Genomic DNA, 17,241 nt, shown 5'->3' with positions numbered 1-17,241 from the left:
TTCGGCGGCGCCAGCACGTCCCGAACAAAAACATTCATCAGCGATCGCGAAAAATGCTGAGGATCAACGTTTTCCGCACCATACCACGGGTCTCCTGGCGTTCCGATAATACCTTTCAGAAAAACCCTCTGCTCCTCTGCCGGCTTGTTGCGATCCGCCCTTCTCCACTGATAATTGTCCCAATTGCTAGTCACAGCTACCGCCCGGGAAAGATGATAAGGCAGATTCCCGTTCTCTCCACGAATGCAGTATCCAGGAATGGAGTTCAGCAAGCTCTGGGTCAGTGTTGAGCCGGACCGGCCATAGGTGACCACGAAGACATAACCGTCCTTGGGGGCATACAAGGCAGGATACAACTTGGCGTTCATTATTTTTCCTTCTTATTTTTTCTTCTTGTCGGCAGCCTGCATGATTTCCAGCCGCTGGATCAAGGGGGCGACCGCATTGTCCCAGTCGCGCCCCCTCATTTCCGCACGGGCACGCCCCGAAAGGCGCCGGACCAAGTCGGGGTCGCCGGCCAGGCGCTTCAGCGCGGACAGCGCCTCGGCGATGGGCTCGGCCTGGGACAGGACGACACCGTTTTCCCATTGCCGCAAGACCTCGGTCACCGCGCCCGCATCCGTCGCCATGGGAATGACCCCCGAACGCATCGCCTCGAGGATCGTCAGCGGCAACCCCTCGTAATAGGACGGCAGAATGAAGACATCCGCCCATTCAAAGGCTTCCGCAAGGCCCTCGGGCGTGGTCAGCGGCGGCTCCAGCAGCGCGGCGATATGCGGCGGGATCTCCAGCGCGCTGTCGCCCAGCACCGCCTTGCCGATCAGCCGCCATTCGACCGGCAGGCGCAGGGCCTCGACCGCCTCGATGATCGAGATCAGCCGCTCGACGCCCTTCTGGTGGTCGAGCCGACCCAGATAGATCACCCGCAGCGGATCCTGGGGCGAACGCGTCGCGCGCCGGGCGACGATCCGGGCCTCGGCGCCTTCCGGCAGATCGAAGCTGGGGGCATTCAGCAAGGGCACGATCTTGTCGGCGGGGATGCCCATGCCGTGACACCAGTCGCCCAATTGCTCGGAGCAGGGCAGAACAACGTCATAGGCATGTTCGAAAGCCAGGCCCAGATAGGTATTGCCGACCAGACGCTTGAACGGGCTCTGATCGCTGAGATGCAGCGACAGCGCGGTCTTGACGCCAAAACGTTTCAGCCGCCCCATCACCCCGGAAATCGCACCGCCATGGAAGTTGATGACCGCGTCCAGCCAAGCCAGCATGGCGGTCGCTTGCCGCTGGTCGCCGAAGCGCGACCAGTCGGGCACATCCGTCCCCAGATAGTTGGAATTCGCCGGGCCCCAGGTCGCGAAATTCGCATCGGCCAGAAAGGTGACGCTCTCGAAGGTCTCGCGCCATTCGGTGCTGAACTGGCAGCTTTGCGCCTCGAGCACGAACAGATGCGGCCGCCAGCCGGCGCGTTTCATCGCCCGCGCGGTGTTCAGGGCCACGCGCTCGACGCCGCCGAATTCGACCAGCGGCAGAACGAAGCCGATATCGCGCCCGTCCTTGGAAACGCGGGGATAGGCGGCATCGGCCTTGGTCGGAACGCGGCTGATTTCATGGGTGCGGGCACGCCACGGAATATCGGGATTGCGCCAGTCCCAGCTATAGGCCAGCGCGCCGCGGTTGGGTGAAGCATGAAAGCGGGCCGCCAGGGCGACGAAGTCATGGGCAGCCGCCGTATAAAACTCCTCTCCGCCGGAAAAGAGCGCCTCGGGCAATTGCAGCCGCATGACCGTGGCGGGCACGGAGCAGGGAGATGCCGCGATGCCGGTCGCCCAGGCAATCGAGGTGTCGCGCACGATGGCCGAAAGCGTGCCCGGCTGCACCATCAGCATATTGGCGCGCAGCTCGACCGAACCCTTGGCCTCCTGCTCGTCCCAGCCGACGCGTTCGGCCTCGCGCGGCTCGATCTCCAGCGCGGCGAAGCAATGCTGGGTCAGGCGGCGCTCCATCGTCCACAGCACCCCGTGCAGCAGCCGCGCGCGACGCAGCTGCTCGAGCACCGCCGAATGGGTCATCACCAGGATCGGCGGCATGTGGTGCTGGCTGTTGTCGGTCTGGGTCCGCCACCAGAGCTGCTCGAACTCGGCCATCGGAAGGCGGCGCGCATCCGGGGCGTCGGGATCGACCGTCAGCAGAACCTCGTTGCGGTCCGCCAGGAAGAAGGCATAGCGCGGCGCTTCCTTCTGCTCCAGTTCCAGCAGGCCGCGCGGGCTGAACAGCTGCTTGTGCTTCTTGCGCATCTCGCTGCGGATCGCTTCGGCGTCGCGCTCGGAATCGGCCAGCATGCTTTCGGCACGCTTGCGATAGAGAAAGCCGAAATTGTCGATGTTGCGGCCGCGGAACCCCGCCTCGGCAGCGGTCAGGAAGAAATCCCAGTCCTCGAAGCCGGATTTGAAAGAGGTGTCGAAATAGACCCCCGCCTCGAAAACCTCGCGGCGGATCAGGCTGCCGGCCTCGCAGATGTTCATCACCGTATGGATCAGCAGCGAATAGTCGCCGCCGTAGTCCCCCGCCCAGCTGAGCCCGAACATGTCGATATTGGGATAGATCCAGCCGGCATCGGGATATTGCTCCAGCGCCGCCATGGCATTGGCCATGGCATCGGGGCGCAGGCGGTTGTCGGCATCCAGCATGTAGATCGCCTCGACCGACGGCCAGGCGGCCAGCGCGTGGCGGATGCCGTGGTTGCGGGCATCGCTGAGCCCGCCATTGGGCTTGCGCAGATAGGTGATCCGGTCGGGATAGCTCAGCGCATATTCCCGGCAGACCAGATCGGTCTCGCGATGTGGGCAGCCGTCATTGACCAGGACCAGCTGGAGCGGAAAGTCGGTCCGCTGCGCCAGGACGCTTTCGATCGCCTCGGCCAGCAGCACCGAATGGCGGAAGATCGGCACGACCACCGCCAGCCGCGGCAGCTGGACGGGCGTGGGTTTCATGTCCTGCGGTCGCAGAAGGGTCTGTTGCATCCTCTCACCCCTCAGAACTGTAGGCAGACGTTCGAGAAGGTCGACCAGCCATAGTGATTGCTGGATTGCCCCTGCGGCAAGCGCGTCATCAGATAGATGTCATGCGGGCAAGCCAGCGGCTCGGGCAGCAGGACATGGGCCTGGCCCTCCTCCTCGGGCTGCAACGGGATCCAGCCAGAGCTCAGGGCCGGGTCGAATGCGGGCATCCGGCCGGGCTGATGCGGACGCTGGTCCTGGGGCAGCAGCGCCAGCTGGTATTCGACCGGCGGCGCCTCGGCATGGCGGGTCAGAAGCGAGGCGAAGACCTGCCGCGCCCCCGGCCAGGCAAGGCCGGCCAGGATCCCGCAAGCGGTGCGGTCCGGCAGCACATGGACCAGCAGCGCATCGCCGGACTGGAAGAGCGGCACGGTATCGTGCAGCGTGTCCAGGTTGATCGCGGTCGCCAGCGTCTCCCGCTCCACCCGGCGCAGGCGGTTCTTGCCGCCGACCTGGATAAAGGCGTTCGCGGGAACCGGTGCCCTTGCCCCGGCGATCCAGCGCCAGATCTGCAACGCCGGCAGGGTTTCTACCGCCTGGCCGTCGACCTCGGGATGGAACCGCGGCTCCGGGTGCTGGACGGCGCTGGCCAGGCGAATGGTCTCCCGGCCGTGATAGCTGAGATTCAGCATCAGGCTGATCGTGTCAGGCCCCAGGGCGCGGTCCAGCGAAAAACGCAGCCAGCCATTGGTCAGCCGGGCCGCCGGAACTTCCCAGATCGCCAGGGTTTCGCCGGTGTCGGGGCTCAGCAGGCTGACATTCAGCACCCCTTCGGAAGGCGGCGTCTCGTTGCTGATCTGGATCGCGATATCGCTCAGCCCCACGCTGGAACCCGGCAGCCGCTGTACCAGCCGCGAGCCGTTGCGCAAGGTGATCGGCAATTGCCCCGAGACCGGCGACAGCGTGGTTTCCAGTTTGCGATGCTGCGGCCCGTGCCGATAGACGAATTGCTCCAGGTTCTGGAAGCTGGCCTGGATCTCCTCATGCTGCTGGCGCAGCAGGCCCAGTTCGCGCATGAACCGGGTCGAGCGCTGCGCGCTTTGCTGCTGGGCATTGGTCAGCTGCACGACCAGCCATTCCAGGACCTTGCCGCGGCTGTTTGCGGTATCGGCCATCTCCAGCGGGATTTCCGCGGGTGCGTCAACATCCAGCTTGCTGCGCCACAGGCTGGCCAGTTGCGCCAGATGGGTCTTGCCGCTGGTTGACAAGGGCAGCCGGCCGATAGCACGCAAGGCCACCTGGTCAAGCGGCAGGACCTGCCCGTGATCGTCGTTGAATTCGACATTATCCGGCGTGCCAGACGCGACGATCAGGGACACCGGAAGCGACAGGGCGCTGACCTCGGCATAGTCTTCGGGCGCCACGAGAATTGAGGCAAATTGTTTGGACATGGGAATGCGCGATCATGCTGAGATGGAGGAGGAGCGGAGGATGGCAGAACGACCAACTAACTAAACTAAACTCGTCAGTTTTTGCGACATTTGGACCGGGATGGCAACCGGGCAAGGCATGCCGGCAGAGCGGCCACCCTAGGAGCCTGTATTAGCGACATTTTGTGGCATATTTGCGAAAACTTTCAGCCATCTGCCGCCTGCGGAGCACCGGGAAGGCGCAAAGAACCGCTCATGGTGCCGCTCGCAGAAGCAGGGTGTTCCGGCCTGGCCGGCCGGGGGGCGATTCCCGCGTGGGTTGCTTTCGACAAGCGTTTTTGCGCCATTCGCCGCCGGTTGTTGCCGCGTCGCCGCCACATGGTATAGACCTTCGCCGATGTTGCTGACATGAGCCTTGGCGCAGGCGCCGCGATGCCGCCATGCCGCCGGAACAAGGGCAGACCGCTCCGCAGCTGGTGACGAGAACGGGAAGGGAATAATGAAGATATTGCTTGTGGGCGCGGGACTGTCGGGTGCGGTGATCGGGCGCCAGCTGGCCGAGGCCGGCCATGACTGCCGCATCATCGACAGCCGCCCGCATATCGGCGGCAATTGCCATACCGAGCGCGACCCGGAAACCGGCGTCATGCTGCATCTCTATGGGCCGCATATCTTCCATACCGACGACGAGGGCGTCTGGAGCTATGTCAACCGCTTTGCCGAATTCGTGCCGTACCGGAACCGGGTCAAGACCACCTCGCAGGGCGCGGTCTATTCCCTGCCGGTGAACCTGCACACCATCAACCAGTTCTTCGGCAAGACCCTGCGCCCGGACGAGGCCCGCGCCTTCATCGAAAGCCGCGCCGACCGCTCGATCGCCGAGCCGCAAAGCTTCGAGGAGCAGGCGCTGCGCTTTGTCGGCCCCGAACTCTACGAGGCGTTCTTCAAGGGCTATACCGAGAAGCAATGGGGCTGCTCGCCGCGCGAACTGCCCGCCTCGATCCTCAAGCGCCTGCCGCTGCGCTTCAACTATGACGACAATTATTTCTTCCACCGCTTCCAGGGCATGCCGCGCGCCGGCTATACGGCGATGATCGAGGGCATCCTGGACCACCCGCGCATCTCGGTCGCGCTGGAGACCCCCTATCGGCCCGAGATGGCCGAACAGGCCGACCATCTGTTCTGGTCGGGTCCGCTGGACGGGTTCTTCGACTACAGCCTGGGCCGGCTGGGCTATCGCACCCTGGATTTCGAGCGTTTCACCTATCAGGGCGATTACCAGGGCTGCGCGGTGATGAACTATGGCGACCGCGAGGTGCCCTGGACGCGCATCACCGAGCACAAGCATTTCTCGCCTTGGGAGAGCCACGAGGGCAGCACCTGCTATCGCGAATATTCGCGGGCCGCCGGCCCCGGCGACATCCCCTATTACCCGATCCGACTGGTCGAGGAAAAATCCCTGCTGGCGCAATATGTCGATCTGGCCCGGGCGCAGGAAAGGGTGACCTTCGTCGGCCGGCTGGGCACCTATCGCTATCTCGACATGGACGTGACCATCCGCGAGGCGCTGGATACGGCGGGGGTGTTTTTGGGGACACTGTCGGCGGGGGCGCAGATGCCCCAATTCTCCCAACTTCCCTTGTAAGCCGAACTTCGTATTTCGCAGGCCGGGCCCTTGTCGACAAGGATCCGGCCCGCATCCTTCGCGGGGTCAGGAAATCATGTTCAGCCGCCGGATCAGTTCACCGAAAAACGGTGCGACCAAGCGAGTCATGACCTCGTCGGGCGACTTGGGAAGCGCCGGAGTTATGACAGGGACATCCTGACTGGGAAGATCCTCCAGGAACAGGCGGTCCCTGTTGAAATACCTGCGGGCGATGGATTTATTGCCCCGGTCATATTCCTCCATAATTGCGCGACGCTGCTCATGCGGGATCAGCAATGTGGCCCCGTTTTCCGTTCGGATCTGCTTGTCCACCACCTCGGCTATCTCGATAAGATTCAGGCGCACGCCCATCTTCGCCTCGATTAGCGGTAGATGACGCACAAATTCGGAAACCTCGGGACAAAGGCTGATGTTCGAGCCGCCATGCGGTTTCATTTCCGATATGTCATGCAATCCAAACTGCCGGCAGAAGGCCGCTATCGGACCTTTCGGCATCTGTTCCTTTTCGAAGACATAGGGCTTGATGTTTGAAATGCCGAACAGCTTCTCCAGATGCGACAGGTAGGTGTCATAATTGATCCAGTGAAATCTCTGGCGATCGGCCATGAAATCATCCCAAGTGATATGGCAAAGCTGCCGATCCCACTGCCCCTTTACGTTCTGCGCCCACCAGCTTTCCAGCCAGATATCTTGGCGGCGCATCCCAAAAATCACCTTGACGTTGAAATATTCCGTGAAAGGCAAAAGGGGGCTCAGATCATTCCGCATCGACACATCCTCGTCGCTCATGACGATGGTGTGAATGGCGGTATCATGCGAATCGGCGCGGCGTGCCAGATCCGCTGCCAGATCATGCGCCTTGACCTTGCCGTGAAAAATATTGTTGAACATCCCGATGTGCCGCTCGACACTAAAGGGATAAAGGATTCCCTTATTTTTCAGCCACTTCCAGTTGTGGAACATTGCTGCCTGAATGGCGGTCGTGGCTGTGCGATGAACGCCGATATGCAGGTAAAGGTCTTTCTTCTTCGCAGACATTCGCCGAAGCTTCCTCGCTTTGGGTGTGATTTGGTCTCAGACTGGCACGATCTTCGGCCGGAAGATCATTCCCCTTACAATTGCTCGGAAGATCTCCTGCCGCAGCTTCCAGGGCACATTACCGCGCTTCATTTGCAAATGCACGCCATAGGCATAGGCCAGGACGCCCATCGGGCCCGCTTCGCGCCGGCGCCAGGAGGCCTCGTTGCGGGCGCCGTATTTGAACTTCCACAGGCTTTTTTCGTCCACAAGGCCGAAATTCACCCCGCGATTGTCGGGCGTGTCGTGGATCACCCGGCTTTCCGGGCAGAAGATGCCGGGATAGGAGCGCGACAGCCGCCGGGTATATTCGGCATCGTCGAACCAGATGAAGTAATCCGCGATCGGCAGCCCGTGCTTTTCCACCGCCCAACGCGGAATCAGGATCGACACGAAGGACGCGGAATCGACCAGCGCCCAGGCCGCCTCGGGATGCAGGAAACGCGGCCAGTCCCAGACCGGGCGCGGCGTGTTCATCTCGCAAAGCGTGCCGTCGATCCATTCCACCCGCGAACAGGCAAAGCTGGGCCGCCATTCATGCTGCACCTCGAATGCGGCAAGGGCATGGAGCAGCTTTTCGATGGCGTCCGGCTGGGGATAGGCATCGTCGTCCGAAACCCAGAAATAATGCGCGCCCAGCCCATAGGCGGCCTTGAGCCCCTCGTGAAAGCCGCCGGCCCCGCCGACATTCTTGGGCAGGCGCAGATAGCGGATGCTCAGGTCGTCGCGGGCGCGCGCCTCGACCAGGGCCTGGGTGTCGTCGGTCGAGGCGTTATCCACGACCAGGATGAAATCGGGCCGCAGCGTCTGGCCATCCAGCGCATCCAGCACCTTCATCAGCTTGGCCGACCGGTTGAACGTCACGATCACCGCGGCCGTCTTGCTCAATGCACTCATGTGACGGGACTACTCCTGCAAATCCGCCGCGGCTTCCTGGTAGAGCGGCATCAGGATCTCCTGCGCGGTGGGGTCACTCGTGATGGCGGACCAGGATCGGACCAGCGCCTCGCGCTGCCGGGACAGGAAGGCGGCGTCGCGCCAGAGCCGGTCCACCGCCGCGACGATGCCTTTCACGCAGGCCTGCGGTTCCAGCGGCACCAGCAGGTCGCGGGGCACGATCTCGGCCTGCGAGCCGACATCGGTCGAGATGGGGATGCAGCCCTGCTCCACCGCCTCATAGCAGACCAGCGCCAGCCCCTCGTTGTTCGAGGGCAGCAGCAGGATATCCGAGTCCCGCAGGATCTCGGGCACCGGCGAATTGGCGGGCAGCAGCGCGACGCGATCCACCAGGCCATAGCGCTGCAACAGCGCCTTGACCGTATCGAGGAACGGCCCCTCGCCCACGATCTTTCCGGTCAGTTCCACATCGTTGCGTTTCGCCCAGGCGGCCAGGGCCCGGAATGCCTCGACCACGACGACCGGACGTTTCTGGTAATAGAGCCGGCCGACGAACGCCGCCTGAAGGCGCTTCTTGCCGGGCTGCATGTTCAATTCCGGCAGGCCGGCCTGATGCTCGGTGCGATCCAGCATGCGCCCCAGACGGACCTTGCCGATGACATGGAAATTGTCGCGGTAGTAATCGACCAGTTCCTTGCTGATGACATGGTGGATGTCGATGAAGTTCGACCAGACGCCCGAGCTGCGCGGAAAGCCGCCATCGGCATATTCCACGATATGCGTGCTGTCGATCACCCTGACCCAGGGAACATTGGCGCGGATCTGCGGCAGCGACTCGTAGAGCGGCCGGCAGTGATGGATATGGATCAGCCGGATGTTCTCGGCCAGGACCAGCTTTTCGATATAGCGCGGCCAGAGTTGATGCGGCAGATAGCGGTCGAGGCGCAGGAAGGTGACATCCGGACTGTCGGGAAGCTTGTCCACCAGGCGCTGGATCGACGGCACGCTGGCCGCCACGAAGACGCGCAGCCCCGCCTCCAGCGCCCATCGGATCGTATCGAAGCCCAGCTTCTCGGCCCCGCCGACCTCCAGCCAATGCATCCCGATCAGGATCGCCGGGCGCTTGTCGCTCTCCGGCCGCCGCCGGCCGGGAAACAAGGACGACCCGTCGCCCCGCAACAGCGAGATCCGCGGATGGCGCCGGGGCGACTGCCGCTTGCGCATCATTTCCGCCTGATAGCGAATCTTTTCGTAAAGCATGGGCGAGAGCCGATGGATCGCCCGCAGCCGCCTTATCGGCACCCATGGCGCATCCATCTGCCTGACCTCGCTGGGCAGCGGCTTCCTGGGGACCGACAGCATGATGGTCACGGTCGGGGCACCGGGATGGGCGCCGGGACGCTCGAACTGGCCCAGGAACTCGGCGTTCACATGGGCGGGCTGAAAGGTGAAGGGCCCCTCGACGACGGTGGGCGCACCCCAGATCGGATCCTTCCCCTCGTAAAGGATGAAATTCAACCTCTGCGTGGGGTACAGACAGGAGTAGATGGAGACGATTTCGGAAACCTCGCGCTCGATGTGCTCGGCTGTGTCCTCGCCGACTGGGGCGAGTGCGGTCATGTTGGTCATGCTGCTGCGGATCTCATCTGCGTGGGTTCCTCGGGCCCGGGGTGTAATGGAGAACGGCACGGAGGAAAAGTCACAAGCTGGCAAGGCAGCCTTTCTGCCCGGGCTGCGCAGATTGTTGCCGCAGCGCGGGACAGGCCGCCGGGATGCAGCCTCCGGCCGGACGGGCCTGTGCGGGCGCACCAGGGCCCCGACATGCGGCGGGCGACGGGGGGTGCCCCGCGGCCCGGGCCATTGCCCCGGCCTGCCGGTCTGGCCTATTGCTTTCCGGTCCGGGACAGGCACAAACGGGGCGAGCGGGCTTGCAACCCGCCTCTGCTTTCACTCATCCGGGGAACGGTCGGGGACAAGGCCAAGAAGGAGGCTCCGCTTGCATCGGTGTGAGACAGCCCATTTCACCATCCGGCTGGACGATCTGGGCTATGAGGTCGCGGGTCGTCCGGTGCTGAGCGGCATCACGCTGCATTCCTCGGCCCGGCGCATCGGCGTGGTGGGCAGGAACGGCTCGGGCAAGAGCACGCTGGCGCGGCTGCTCGCCGGGCTGCTGGAACCGAGCAGCGGCCGGATCCGCATCGGCGGCCATGACATCTTCCGCGACCGCCGTGCGGCGCTGAAAACCGTCGGCATCCTGTTCCAGAACCCCGAGCATCAGATCATCTTTCCCCGCGTCGCCGAGGAAATCGCCTTCGGCCTGCGCCAGCAGGGGCTGGACAAGGCACAAGCCGCGGCGCAGGTCGAGGCGATGCTGCGGTCCTTCGACAAGCTGCACTGGAAGGATGCGCCGATCTCGGCCCTGTCGCAGGGCCAGAAGCATCTGGTCTGCATGATGGCGGTACTGGCCATGCGGCCGCAACTCATGATCCTGGACGAGCCCTATGCCGGGCTGGACATTCCGACCCGCCGCCAGCTTGCCCGCTATCTGCATCGGGTCGAGACGCGGCTGTTTCACATCTCGCATGAGCCCGCCGATCTCGAAGCCTGCGACGAGCTGTTCTGGCTCGACCGCGGCCGCATCGTCGCCCAAGGCACGCCGGCGGAGCTGCTCTCGACCTTCACCGCCGAGATGATCCGGCTGGGGGATCTCGATGATATCGCTGACCTCGCCGGTTGAAACCCGCGCCCATCGCTGGCCAGCCTGGCTGAAGCTGGGGGCGCTGTGCCTGGCCTCGACCGGGCTGTTCATGGTCCGCGACATTGCAATCCACGCGGTGGCGCTGGTCGCGGTGCTGGCGCTCTACGCCGCGCCGGGACCGGTCTTTTTACGCGCAGGGCTGCGCAGCTTGCGGGTGATGCTGCCCTTTGTCGTCATTCTGCTGGGCTGGCACATGGTCACCGGCGACATGCGCCTGGGCCTGCTTATCACGCTGCGCATGGTCTCGCTGGTCGCGCTGGCCAATCTGGTGACCATGACCACGGGGCTGGAGGATCTGGTCGATCTGATCCGCCGCCTGACCGCGCCCCTGCGCCGACTGGGCTTGCCGACGGGGGCGCTGGAAATCGCCGTGCCGCTGGTCATCCGCTTCACCCCGGTCCTGGTCGCCCGTGCCGAGACCCTGGCCGAGGCCTGGCGCGCCCGCTCCCGCCGCCGGCCCGGCTGGCGGCTGATCCTGCCGCTGACGCTGCAAGCGCTGGACGATGCCGATCATGTCGGCGAAGCTTTGCGGGCGCGGGGCGGCGCCCTTGGACTGCATGAACAGGAGTAGACCCAATGGAACGCAATATCGCGCAGATCGCGCTTTTCGCCGCAATGATCGCGGCACTGGGGCTGGTGCCGCAGATCACCCTTGGCTTTGGGGTGCCGATCACGGCGCAAACGCTGGGCGTCATGCTGGCGGGCGCGGTGCTGGGCGCCCGGCGCGGGGCGGCGGCGGCAGCGCTGTTCCTGCTGCTGGTGGCGCTCGGCCTGCCGCTGCTGGCGGGCGGGCGCGGCGGGCTGGGTGCCTTCGCCGCGCCCACGGCAGGCTTCGCGCTCGGCTTTCCGGTCGCGGCCTTCGCCACCGGACTGTTCGTCGAGCATGTCCGGCTGCGTTCAGCCGGGCTCGCGGCCGGGCTGGGCTCGGTCTTTGGCGGCATCGTGATCCTCTATATCTTCGGTGCGACCGGGCTTGCCATCGTGGCGCAGAAAAGCCTGATCGAAGCTTTCACGCTGGTCGCCATCTTCATCCCCGGCGATCTGTTGAAGGCGGCGATCACCGGCATGCTGGTGCAGGCGCTGGCAAAAATCCGGCCGCAGACCCTGGCCTGGCATCGCAGCGCGGCAAGGCCGGGCGATCTGCGCTGGTAAGAGAGGTCGTTCACCCCTGCCCGACCCGGTGACCGGCGGGGGCCTGCCTGCGCAGGGCCCGGCCCCCTATGCCGGGGAGACGTCCTTCTGGAACGGCGACGTGCACGCCAGCCACGAACATCTCATCTGCCGAGGTTCTGCCTGCCGGTGACTGCCTCGACCTGCACCAGCACCCACACGGGTTTCGTCATCGTCGGCGGATGCGTTGCCGGGGGTTCCTCGGCGCACTCGCAGCGGAAAAGGACCACCAGACAGTATTCGATCTCCATTGGATTCCCAAGAAGTCCGAGATCGATAGACAGGTAATCCGCACTTGCGTACGAAAATGCGGATTACTGACAGCATAGCCAAGTGAAGGTGCCGGCCCGACCATCACAAGTCGCCGATTGGTCTCTGCCAGGAAGCCAGCGAGCTTAGCCTGCCACCAGAGGCCCCTGCCCCGTCCCGCGCCCCAAAGAGTTTGTAGGCTCTGCGTTGCGATGGGCCAAGATCACATTTCAAGCTCGGACGCGCGATCTTGCCCTTGGAATATCGCATGGAATCCGGCCGCTATCAACAAGCGGATACGTGATCCTGGCTCATTCGTCGTCAGTTGCATCACCTGCTCATGAACGTCGTCCACGCAATCCTGCCTGCCGATGCCGGGCCAGATCGCAGCGGCGGCCGCGCTTCATCATCGTGCGGCTGAACCGGGAAGCCATTGATCTCCTCGCCTGCGCTGATCGGCGTTCGGCCCTTACTTCTGTCCCGGTCACAGGCGGTCTGCATTGCTGATCGCGGCAATCCGGCGGCCCGGCGCTGCGCAAAAGGTGGAAATTGCCAATTGGCAATTTTTCCTATCACGCCACCTGGACCCCTGCCCCGTCGACTTCAGGCTGCCTTACCATAACCGAACAAGCGGCCAGACGCAGATCGAGAACTTGCAGCGCTTCGACATCCCAAGACACGGTCGCAGGCCGGCCATCCCGGCGGTGTCTCAGAGCGGATTCTTCTCGGCATAGCTGCGGAAGAAGGCCAGAAAAGCGCGGTCTGGATCCTTCGCGGGCTCCTTGCCCGCCATCCAGCTCCGCCACTCGCTTTCCACGAAATAGATATCATAGCCGGGATGACGCAACCGGGCGGTCTCATAGGTCGCCGTTTGCAGGGCCGGACCGCGCGAATCCAGCCAGCCGGGCCGCGGACGCGCGCCCTCCCCGACCGAGACCTGCTCGGTCCGGCCTTCGGCCTTGACCCTCCGCCCGACCTTCGAGAATTGCAGCGCCCGGTCCGCCGCACCACTGGCATCGCCATCCTTGCGCCACCAGCGCATCTCGACATGGGTCACGGCGCGTCCGGTCTTGATCGGAGAAATCTCGACCATGTAGTCGGAAAGCGCATTCACCTCCGCCACCGCCGGATCGATGGCGCGCAATTTCAGGTTCGACCAGGATGAAAGCTTACCTTTCGGGACGCCCATGATCCCCCGCAGCGCCTCCAAGGTGAACCGCTCCGACGCCTTCCAGCGCAGATTGCCGCGTTTCTGCACCATCTCATAAAGCGTCAGCGCGTATTTCGAGGACAACGCAAACATCACCTCGCGCTGCAAGCGGGCGAAGACCTGACTGTTGCGGATGATCTTGCGCAACCGCGCCGGGATCTCGTATTCCAGCAGCCCATCGCTCCGGCCGCTTTCCAGGTTGCCGCCCAGCAGCTGCACCCGCTCGATCGCCGGCTCGCCATCCCAGATCACCGCCACCTTCACGATGGCCGACATCAATCGCTCAAGGCTTTCGCCGACCCGGTCATTGGAGTTGTGGCTGCCACGCAGCGCCGATTTTGCGATGACATGCGTGACCGGCTTGTCGATCGCCTCCCAGGCATTCTCGAGGAGCTGGTTGTAGATGCGACGGTCGTTCAGGGTCAGGGGCGTGACCTCGATCAGGTCGACAAGCTCGCCCGGCTTGATCAGACTGTCCGCATTTGGACGCGCCTCGACCGTTCGAATCGCCGACTCAGCCATGTTTCCCCTACCCCATGATCCTTACTTTTGTATCGGACAGGACGTAAGATTTCAAGCCTGGGACCGGCTTCTGCGCGCGTTGCACCCAAAATGTAAGCAACAGCCTCGCGCGCCCTTCGGGACTGATTCGCAGGAGCTTGCTTTCACAGCATAATTTCAAGCCCCTGCATGGGCACAACGGATTCACCCAATCTGTAAGATTAAGGGGTCACCCGACATGTAGCGCAAGCTCACCCAATCCGTAGGGACTCCCGTCCCGGAAAGTATCGCGATGCATCCCAATCCGTAAGAGCAGCGCCTGATTTCCCATGAATATCAAGCCTGTTGGATTGCTGAATCATGAATCCATGAATCAGAACCAAGGGTTTGGTTGTTTTTCCACAGGTTTGAGGGTTGCCAACGGCACGGCCATCGGTGAAAGCCTTACAAATCGGGATGACTTCACGGGAGAAATCTCGGCAAGATGCAGCAGGACGTCCAGAACTTCCGTTCATCAGGCGACCATGTTGCAACTATCGCTTTTTGGCGATCCAGCCTTCAAAATCCGAACTTTACGGATCGGGTGCCTTTCGACATAGTAACGGCAAAACGAGCAGAAAAGTCATCCCATGAACCCAGCTGTCCCTCCCGTTACCCTGGAAGAGCTCGCCGTGCTGAGCCAGCGCGCCTCGACGGTCATCGAGCGCCTGCGCGAGCGCGTCTTTTCTCCTGGTACGCAAAAGCAACTCGACTTGCTGTTCAACGTCCGCACCGCGGCGGAAATGGTGGGTCGTTCGGAAAAGGCCATCCGGGATGCGGAAACAGACGGCAGGCTGCCCGAACCGGTCAAGGATGCTGCCACCAACCGAAGGCACGGCTATACCCTGGCCGAGGTGAACCGGATGCGCGAGGTTTTCGGCACCTTGCCGCATCGCGCGCCCGAAGATCCGCCGCTGGTCATGGCCGTGCAGAACTTCAAGGGCGGGGTAGGGAAGTCCACCCTGGTCGTGCATCTGGCACAATACTTCGCGCTCAAGGGCTACCGGGTCTGCGTGATCGACTGCGATTCGCAAGCCTCGACCACCGCGGTTTTCGGTCTCAACCCCGATGTGGATGTCGATGAGGAAGAGGACACGCTTTACCCCTTTCTCCAGCATGGAGGCCCCAAGACGCTGCATTATGCGCTGCGCGCGACCTATTGGCCGGGCATTGCGCTGATCCCGGCGAATCTGGGGCTTTATGACGCGGAATATGAGTTCGCCGCCCGCATGGCCCGCGATCCGACCTTCATCCTGGACCGGCTGCGCGAGGGCGTGGCCTCGATCGCCGATCAGTTCGACATCATCCTGCTGGACCCGCCGCCGGCCTTGGGGATGCTGTCGCTGTCGGTGCTGCGTGCGGCCAACGCGCTGCTGATCCCGGCGCCGCCGAACAATATCGACTTCGCCTCGACCGCGCATTTCCTCAAGATGATGGAATCCACGCTGGCCGAGTTGGCCCGGCATGGCGGCGCGCGCGAATACAGTTTCGTCAAGATCCTGACCTCCAAGATGAACGACCAGAAATCCGCGCATCAGGCGATCAAGCGCATGATGGACGCGGTGTTTCCGCAGGACATGCTGGGTGCCTCGCTGAAGGATTCGGCCGAGATCGACAACGCCACCGCCAATCTGATGACCGTCTATGAACTGACCGGGCCCGCGACGCGGACCGAGACCCACAAGCGTTGCCGCGCCTATCTGGATGCGGTCGGGCGCGAGGTCGAGCTGCTGATCCGCAAGACCTGGCCCAGCCATCACCGCCAACTGCGCAAGGAGGGCCTGCTGTGAGCAAGCGCCATGATGCGATTTTCGACGACGTGCTGAAGGATCTTTCGGCACCGGCCGCGGCCGACCGGGGCGGCGCGCGTTTCCTCAAGCGGCAGAACGCGCTTTCCGACAGCGGCGAGCGCGAGGAAAAGGTGCTGCGCTGGGTCGATCCGGCCGCCTGCGTGATGTGGAGCCGTCACAACCGCGCCTATGACCTGCTGACCGAAGAGAACTGCCGCGACCTGATCGACAGTCTCAAGGCCCAGGGCCAGCAGGAATTTCCGGCCATCGTGCGCAGGCTGCCGGCGGGGCAGGGGGCGGAATACGAGGTGATCTGCGGCGCGCGGCGCCATTTCGCCGTCAGCTGGCTGCGGGCGAACAATTACCCGCAGTTCCGCTATCTGGTCGAGGTGCGCGACCTGACCGACGAGGAGGCGTTCCGCCTCGCCGATATCGAGAACCGCGACCGCGCCGATCTGAGCGACTACGAACGGGCGCGCGACTATCTCCAGGCCTTGGAACTCTATTACGGCGGCAAGCAGAAGGCCATGGCGGCGCGGCTCGAGGTCTCGGAGGCCTGGCTTTCGCGCTATCTCTATCTTGCGCGCCTGCCGCAGGTCGTGGTCGAGGCATGGCCGCAGATCACCGAGATCAAGGAACTGCATGCCCGCAGCGTGCGGCCGCTTCTGCACGACGCGGAAGACAAGGTGCTGGCCGAAGCCGCAAGCATCGCCGTCGAGCAGGCCCGGGCGCGGGCAGGGCAGGGGGCTTGTGTGCCGGTGCCCAAGGTTCTTGCCCGACTGAAGACGGCAGCCTATGGCAAGCGCGCCGAGGACACGGGCGCGGTCGAGAAAACGAAGCACGGTATGACGGTCGAACGGCGCGGCAAGAAAATCCGGCTGGAGTTTCCCGCCACGATTTCCGAGACCGATCTGCGGGCTGGCCTCGACGCGTTTCTTCGCGGGCATTTCGACGGCTGAGCGAATTGCCAATTGGCAATATCTGGAACATTTGCAGAACAAATGGCCGGAAAAGCCTGACCTCTTGTCCTTGGGAAAGGATCCCCCCTTTTTCACTCTTCTGTGCTGTTTGGTGGGACTCTGAGGATTTCCTCGTGCATTGCGATGGCCTCGTCGAGGTTTTGGTGGAGGGTTAGGCGGCCCTGGTGGAGGACGGCGCCCATGGTGCACATGTTGCGGATCATTGGCATGGAATGGCTGACCACGATGGCCGAGGAGCGGGCCATGCGCTCGGCGAAGACGCGCTGCGACTTGGCGCGGAAATTGGCGTCGCCGACGCTGGTCACCTCGTCGACCCGTTGGGTTTCGACATGGATGCCCATCGGGGTGCCCAGTGCCAGCCGCGAGCGCATGCCCGAGGAATAGCTGCCGAAGGGCTGGTGGTAATGCTGGCCCAGCTCGGCGAAMTCGGCGACGTAATCGATCAGCTCGTCGGTATCCACGCCGCAGATGCGCG

General features: G+C 63.5%; 13 protein-coding genes and 1 pseudogene. 6 read left to right on the top strand and 8 right to left on the bottom strand.

What is annotated here, in order from left to right:
- From AQY21_RS29465 to AQY21_RS26570, 3 genes are all read right to left on the bottom strand, one after another.
- Positions 1 to 368 (bottom strand): hypothetical protein (locus AQY21_RS29465; RefSeq protein ID WP_203416687.1); only part of this gene is annotated, 368 nt, incomplete at its 3' end.
- A 12-nt stretch (positions 369 to 380) separates the two neighbouring features.
- On the bottom strand, positions 381 to 3,023 hold the full coding sequence (locus tag AQY21_RS26575; protein WP_082658273.1) for a glycosyltransferase: 2,643 nt from the start codon (positions 3,021 to 3,023) through the stop codon (positions 381 to 383).
- Between the two features lie 11 nt (positions 3,024 to 3,034).
- Entirely contained in the window at positions 3,035 to 4,450 is a 1,416-nt protein-coding gene (locus AQY21_RS26570; RefSeq protein WP_058100589.1) for a DUF6212 domain-containing protein, read from the bottom strand.
- A 478-nt stretch (positions 4,451 to 4,928) separates the two neighbouring features.
- Between AQY21_RS26570 and AQY21_RS26565 the strand changes: the two genes are divergently transcribed.
- Positions 4,929 to 6,074: a UDP-galactopyranose mutase gene (locus AQY21_RS26565; protein WP_058100588.1), complete on the top strand. Its 1,146-nt coding sequence runs from the start codon at positions 4,929 to 4,931 to the stop codon at positions 6,072 to 6,074.
- Between the two features lie 66 nt (positions 6,075 to 6,140).
- On the opposite strand, the gene AQY21_RS26560 is transcribed toward AQY21_RS26565, so the two are convergent.
- From AQY21_RS26560 to AQY21_RS26550, 3 genes are read right to left on the bottom strand one after another with little or no spacing between them, the layout of a single operon-like run.
- Positions 6,141 to 7,133, bottom strand: a complete 993-nt coding sequence (locus AQY21_RS26560) for a hypothetical protein (RefSeq protein ID WP_058100587.1) — start codon at positions 7,131 to 7,133, stop codon at positions 6,141 to 6,143.
- Between the two features lie 36 nt (positions 7,134 to 7,169).
- Positions 7,170 to 8,069, bottom strand: a complete 900-nt coding sequence (locus AQY21_RS26555) for a glycosyltransferase family 2 protein (protein WP_058100586.1) — start codon at positions 8,067 to 8,069, stop codon at positions 7,170 to 7,172.
- 9 nt (positions 8,070 to 8,078) lie between these two features.
- Positions 8,079 to 9,689, bottom strand: coding sequence for a glycosyltransferase (locus tag AQY21_RS26550; protein ID WP_161906133.1), 1,611 nt, complete (start codon positions 9,687 to 9,689; stop codon positions 8,079 to 8,081).
- 376 nt (positions 9,690 to 10,065) lie between these two features.
- Between AQY21_RS26550 and AQY21_RS26545 the strand changes: the two genes are divergently transcribed.
- From AQY21_RS26545 to AQY21_RS26535, 3 genes are read left to right on the top strand one after another with little or no spacing between them, the layout of a single operon-like run.
- Positions 10,066 to 10,806, top strand: a complete 741-nt coding sequence (locus tag AQY21_RS26545; protein WP_058100584.1) for an energy-coupling factor ABC transporter ATP-binding protein — start codon at positions 10,066 to 10,068, stop codon at positions 10,804 to 10,806.
- Positions 10,781 to 11,398: an energy-coupling factor transporter transmembrane protein EcfT gene (locus AQY21_RS26540; RefSeq protein ID WP_058100583.1), complete on the top strand. Its 618-nt coding sequence runs from the start codon at positions 10,781 to 10,783 to the stop codon at positions 11,396 to 11,398. Before AQY21_RS26545 ends, AQY21_RS26540 begins: the two co-directional genes overlap by 26 nt.
- Positions 11,399 to 11,403: 5 nt before the next feature.
- Positions 11,404 to 11,979, top strand: coding sequence for a biotin transporter BioY (locus AQY21_RS26535; RefSeq protein WP_058100582.1), 576 nt, complete (start codon positions 11,404 to 11,406; stop codon positions 11,977 to 11,979).
- A 976-nt stretch (positions 11,980 to 12,955) separates the two neighbouring features.
- Here AQY21_RS26535 and AQY21_RS26530 read toward each other — a convergent pair.
- On the bottom strand, positions 12,956 to 13,978 hold the full coding sequence (locus AQY21_RS26530; RefSeq protein WP_058100581.1) for a replication initiation protein: 1,023 nt from the start codon (positions 13,976 to 13,978) through the stop codon (positions 12,956 to 12,958).
- A gap of 608 nt (positions 13,979 to 14,586) precedes the next feature.
- Here AQY21_RS26530 and AQY21_RS26525 point away from each other — a divergent pair.
- On the top strand, positions 14,587 to 15,786 hold the full coding sequence (locus tag AQY21_RS26525; RefSeq protein WP_058100580.1) for an AAA family ATPase: 1,200 nt from the start codon (positions 14,587 to 14,589) through the stop codon (positions 15,784 to 15,786).
- A complete protein-coding gene (locus AQY21_RS26520; RefSeq protein WP_058100579.1) occupies positions 15,783 to 16,745 on the top strand; it encodes a ParB/RepB/Spo0J family partition protein in 963 nt (320 codons plus the stop codon). Before AQY21_RS26525 ends, AQY21_RS26520 begins: the two co-directional genes overlap by 4 nt.
- A 92-nt stretch (positions 16,746 to 16,837) precedes the next feature.
- Here the strand turns inward: AQY21_RS26520 and AQY21_RS26515 are convergent.
- Positions 16,838 to 17,241: pseudogene (locus tag AQY21_RS26515) on the bottom strand (ABC transporter ATP-binding protein); the annotation flags it as partial.

This window comes from Paracoccus sp. MKU1 (assembly GCF_001447385.1).
Lineage (GTDB): Bacteria > Pseudomonadota > Alphaproteobacteria > Rhodobacterales > Rhodobacteraceae > Paracoccus.
The sequence above is the reverse complement of the archived record's forward strand: the minus strand, read 5'-3'. Positions and strand labels throughout refer to the sequence as shown.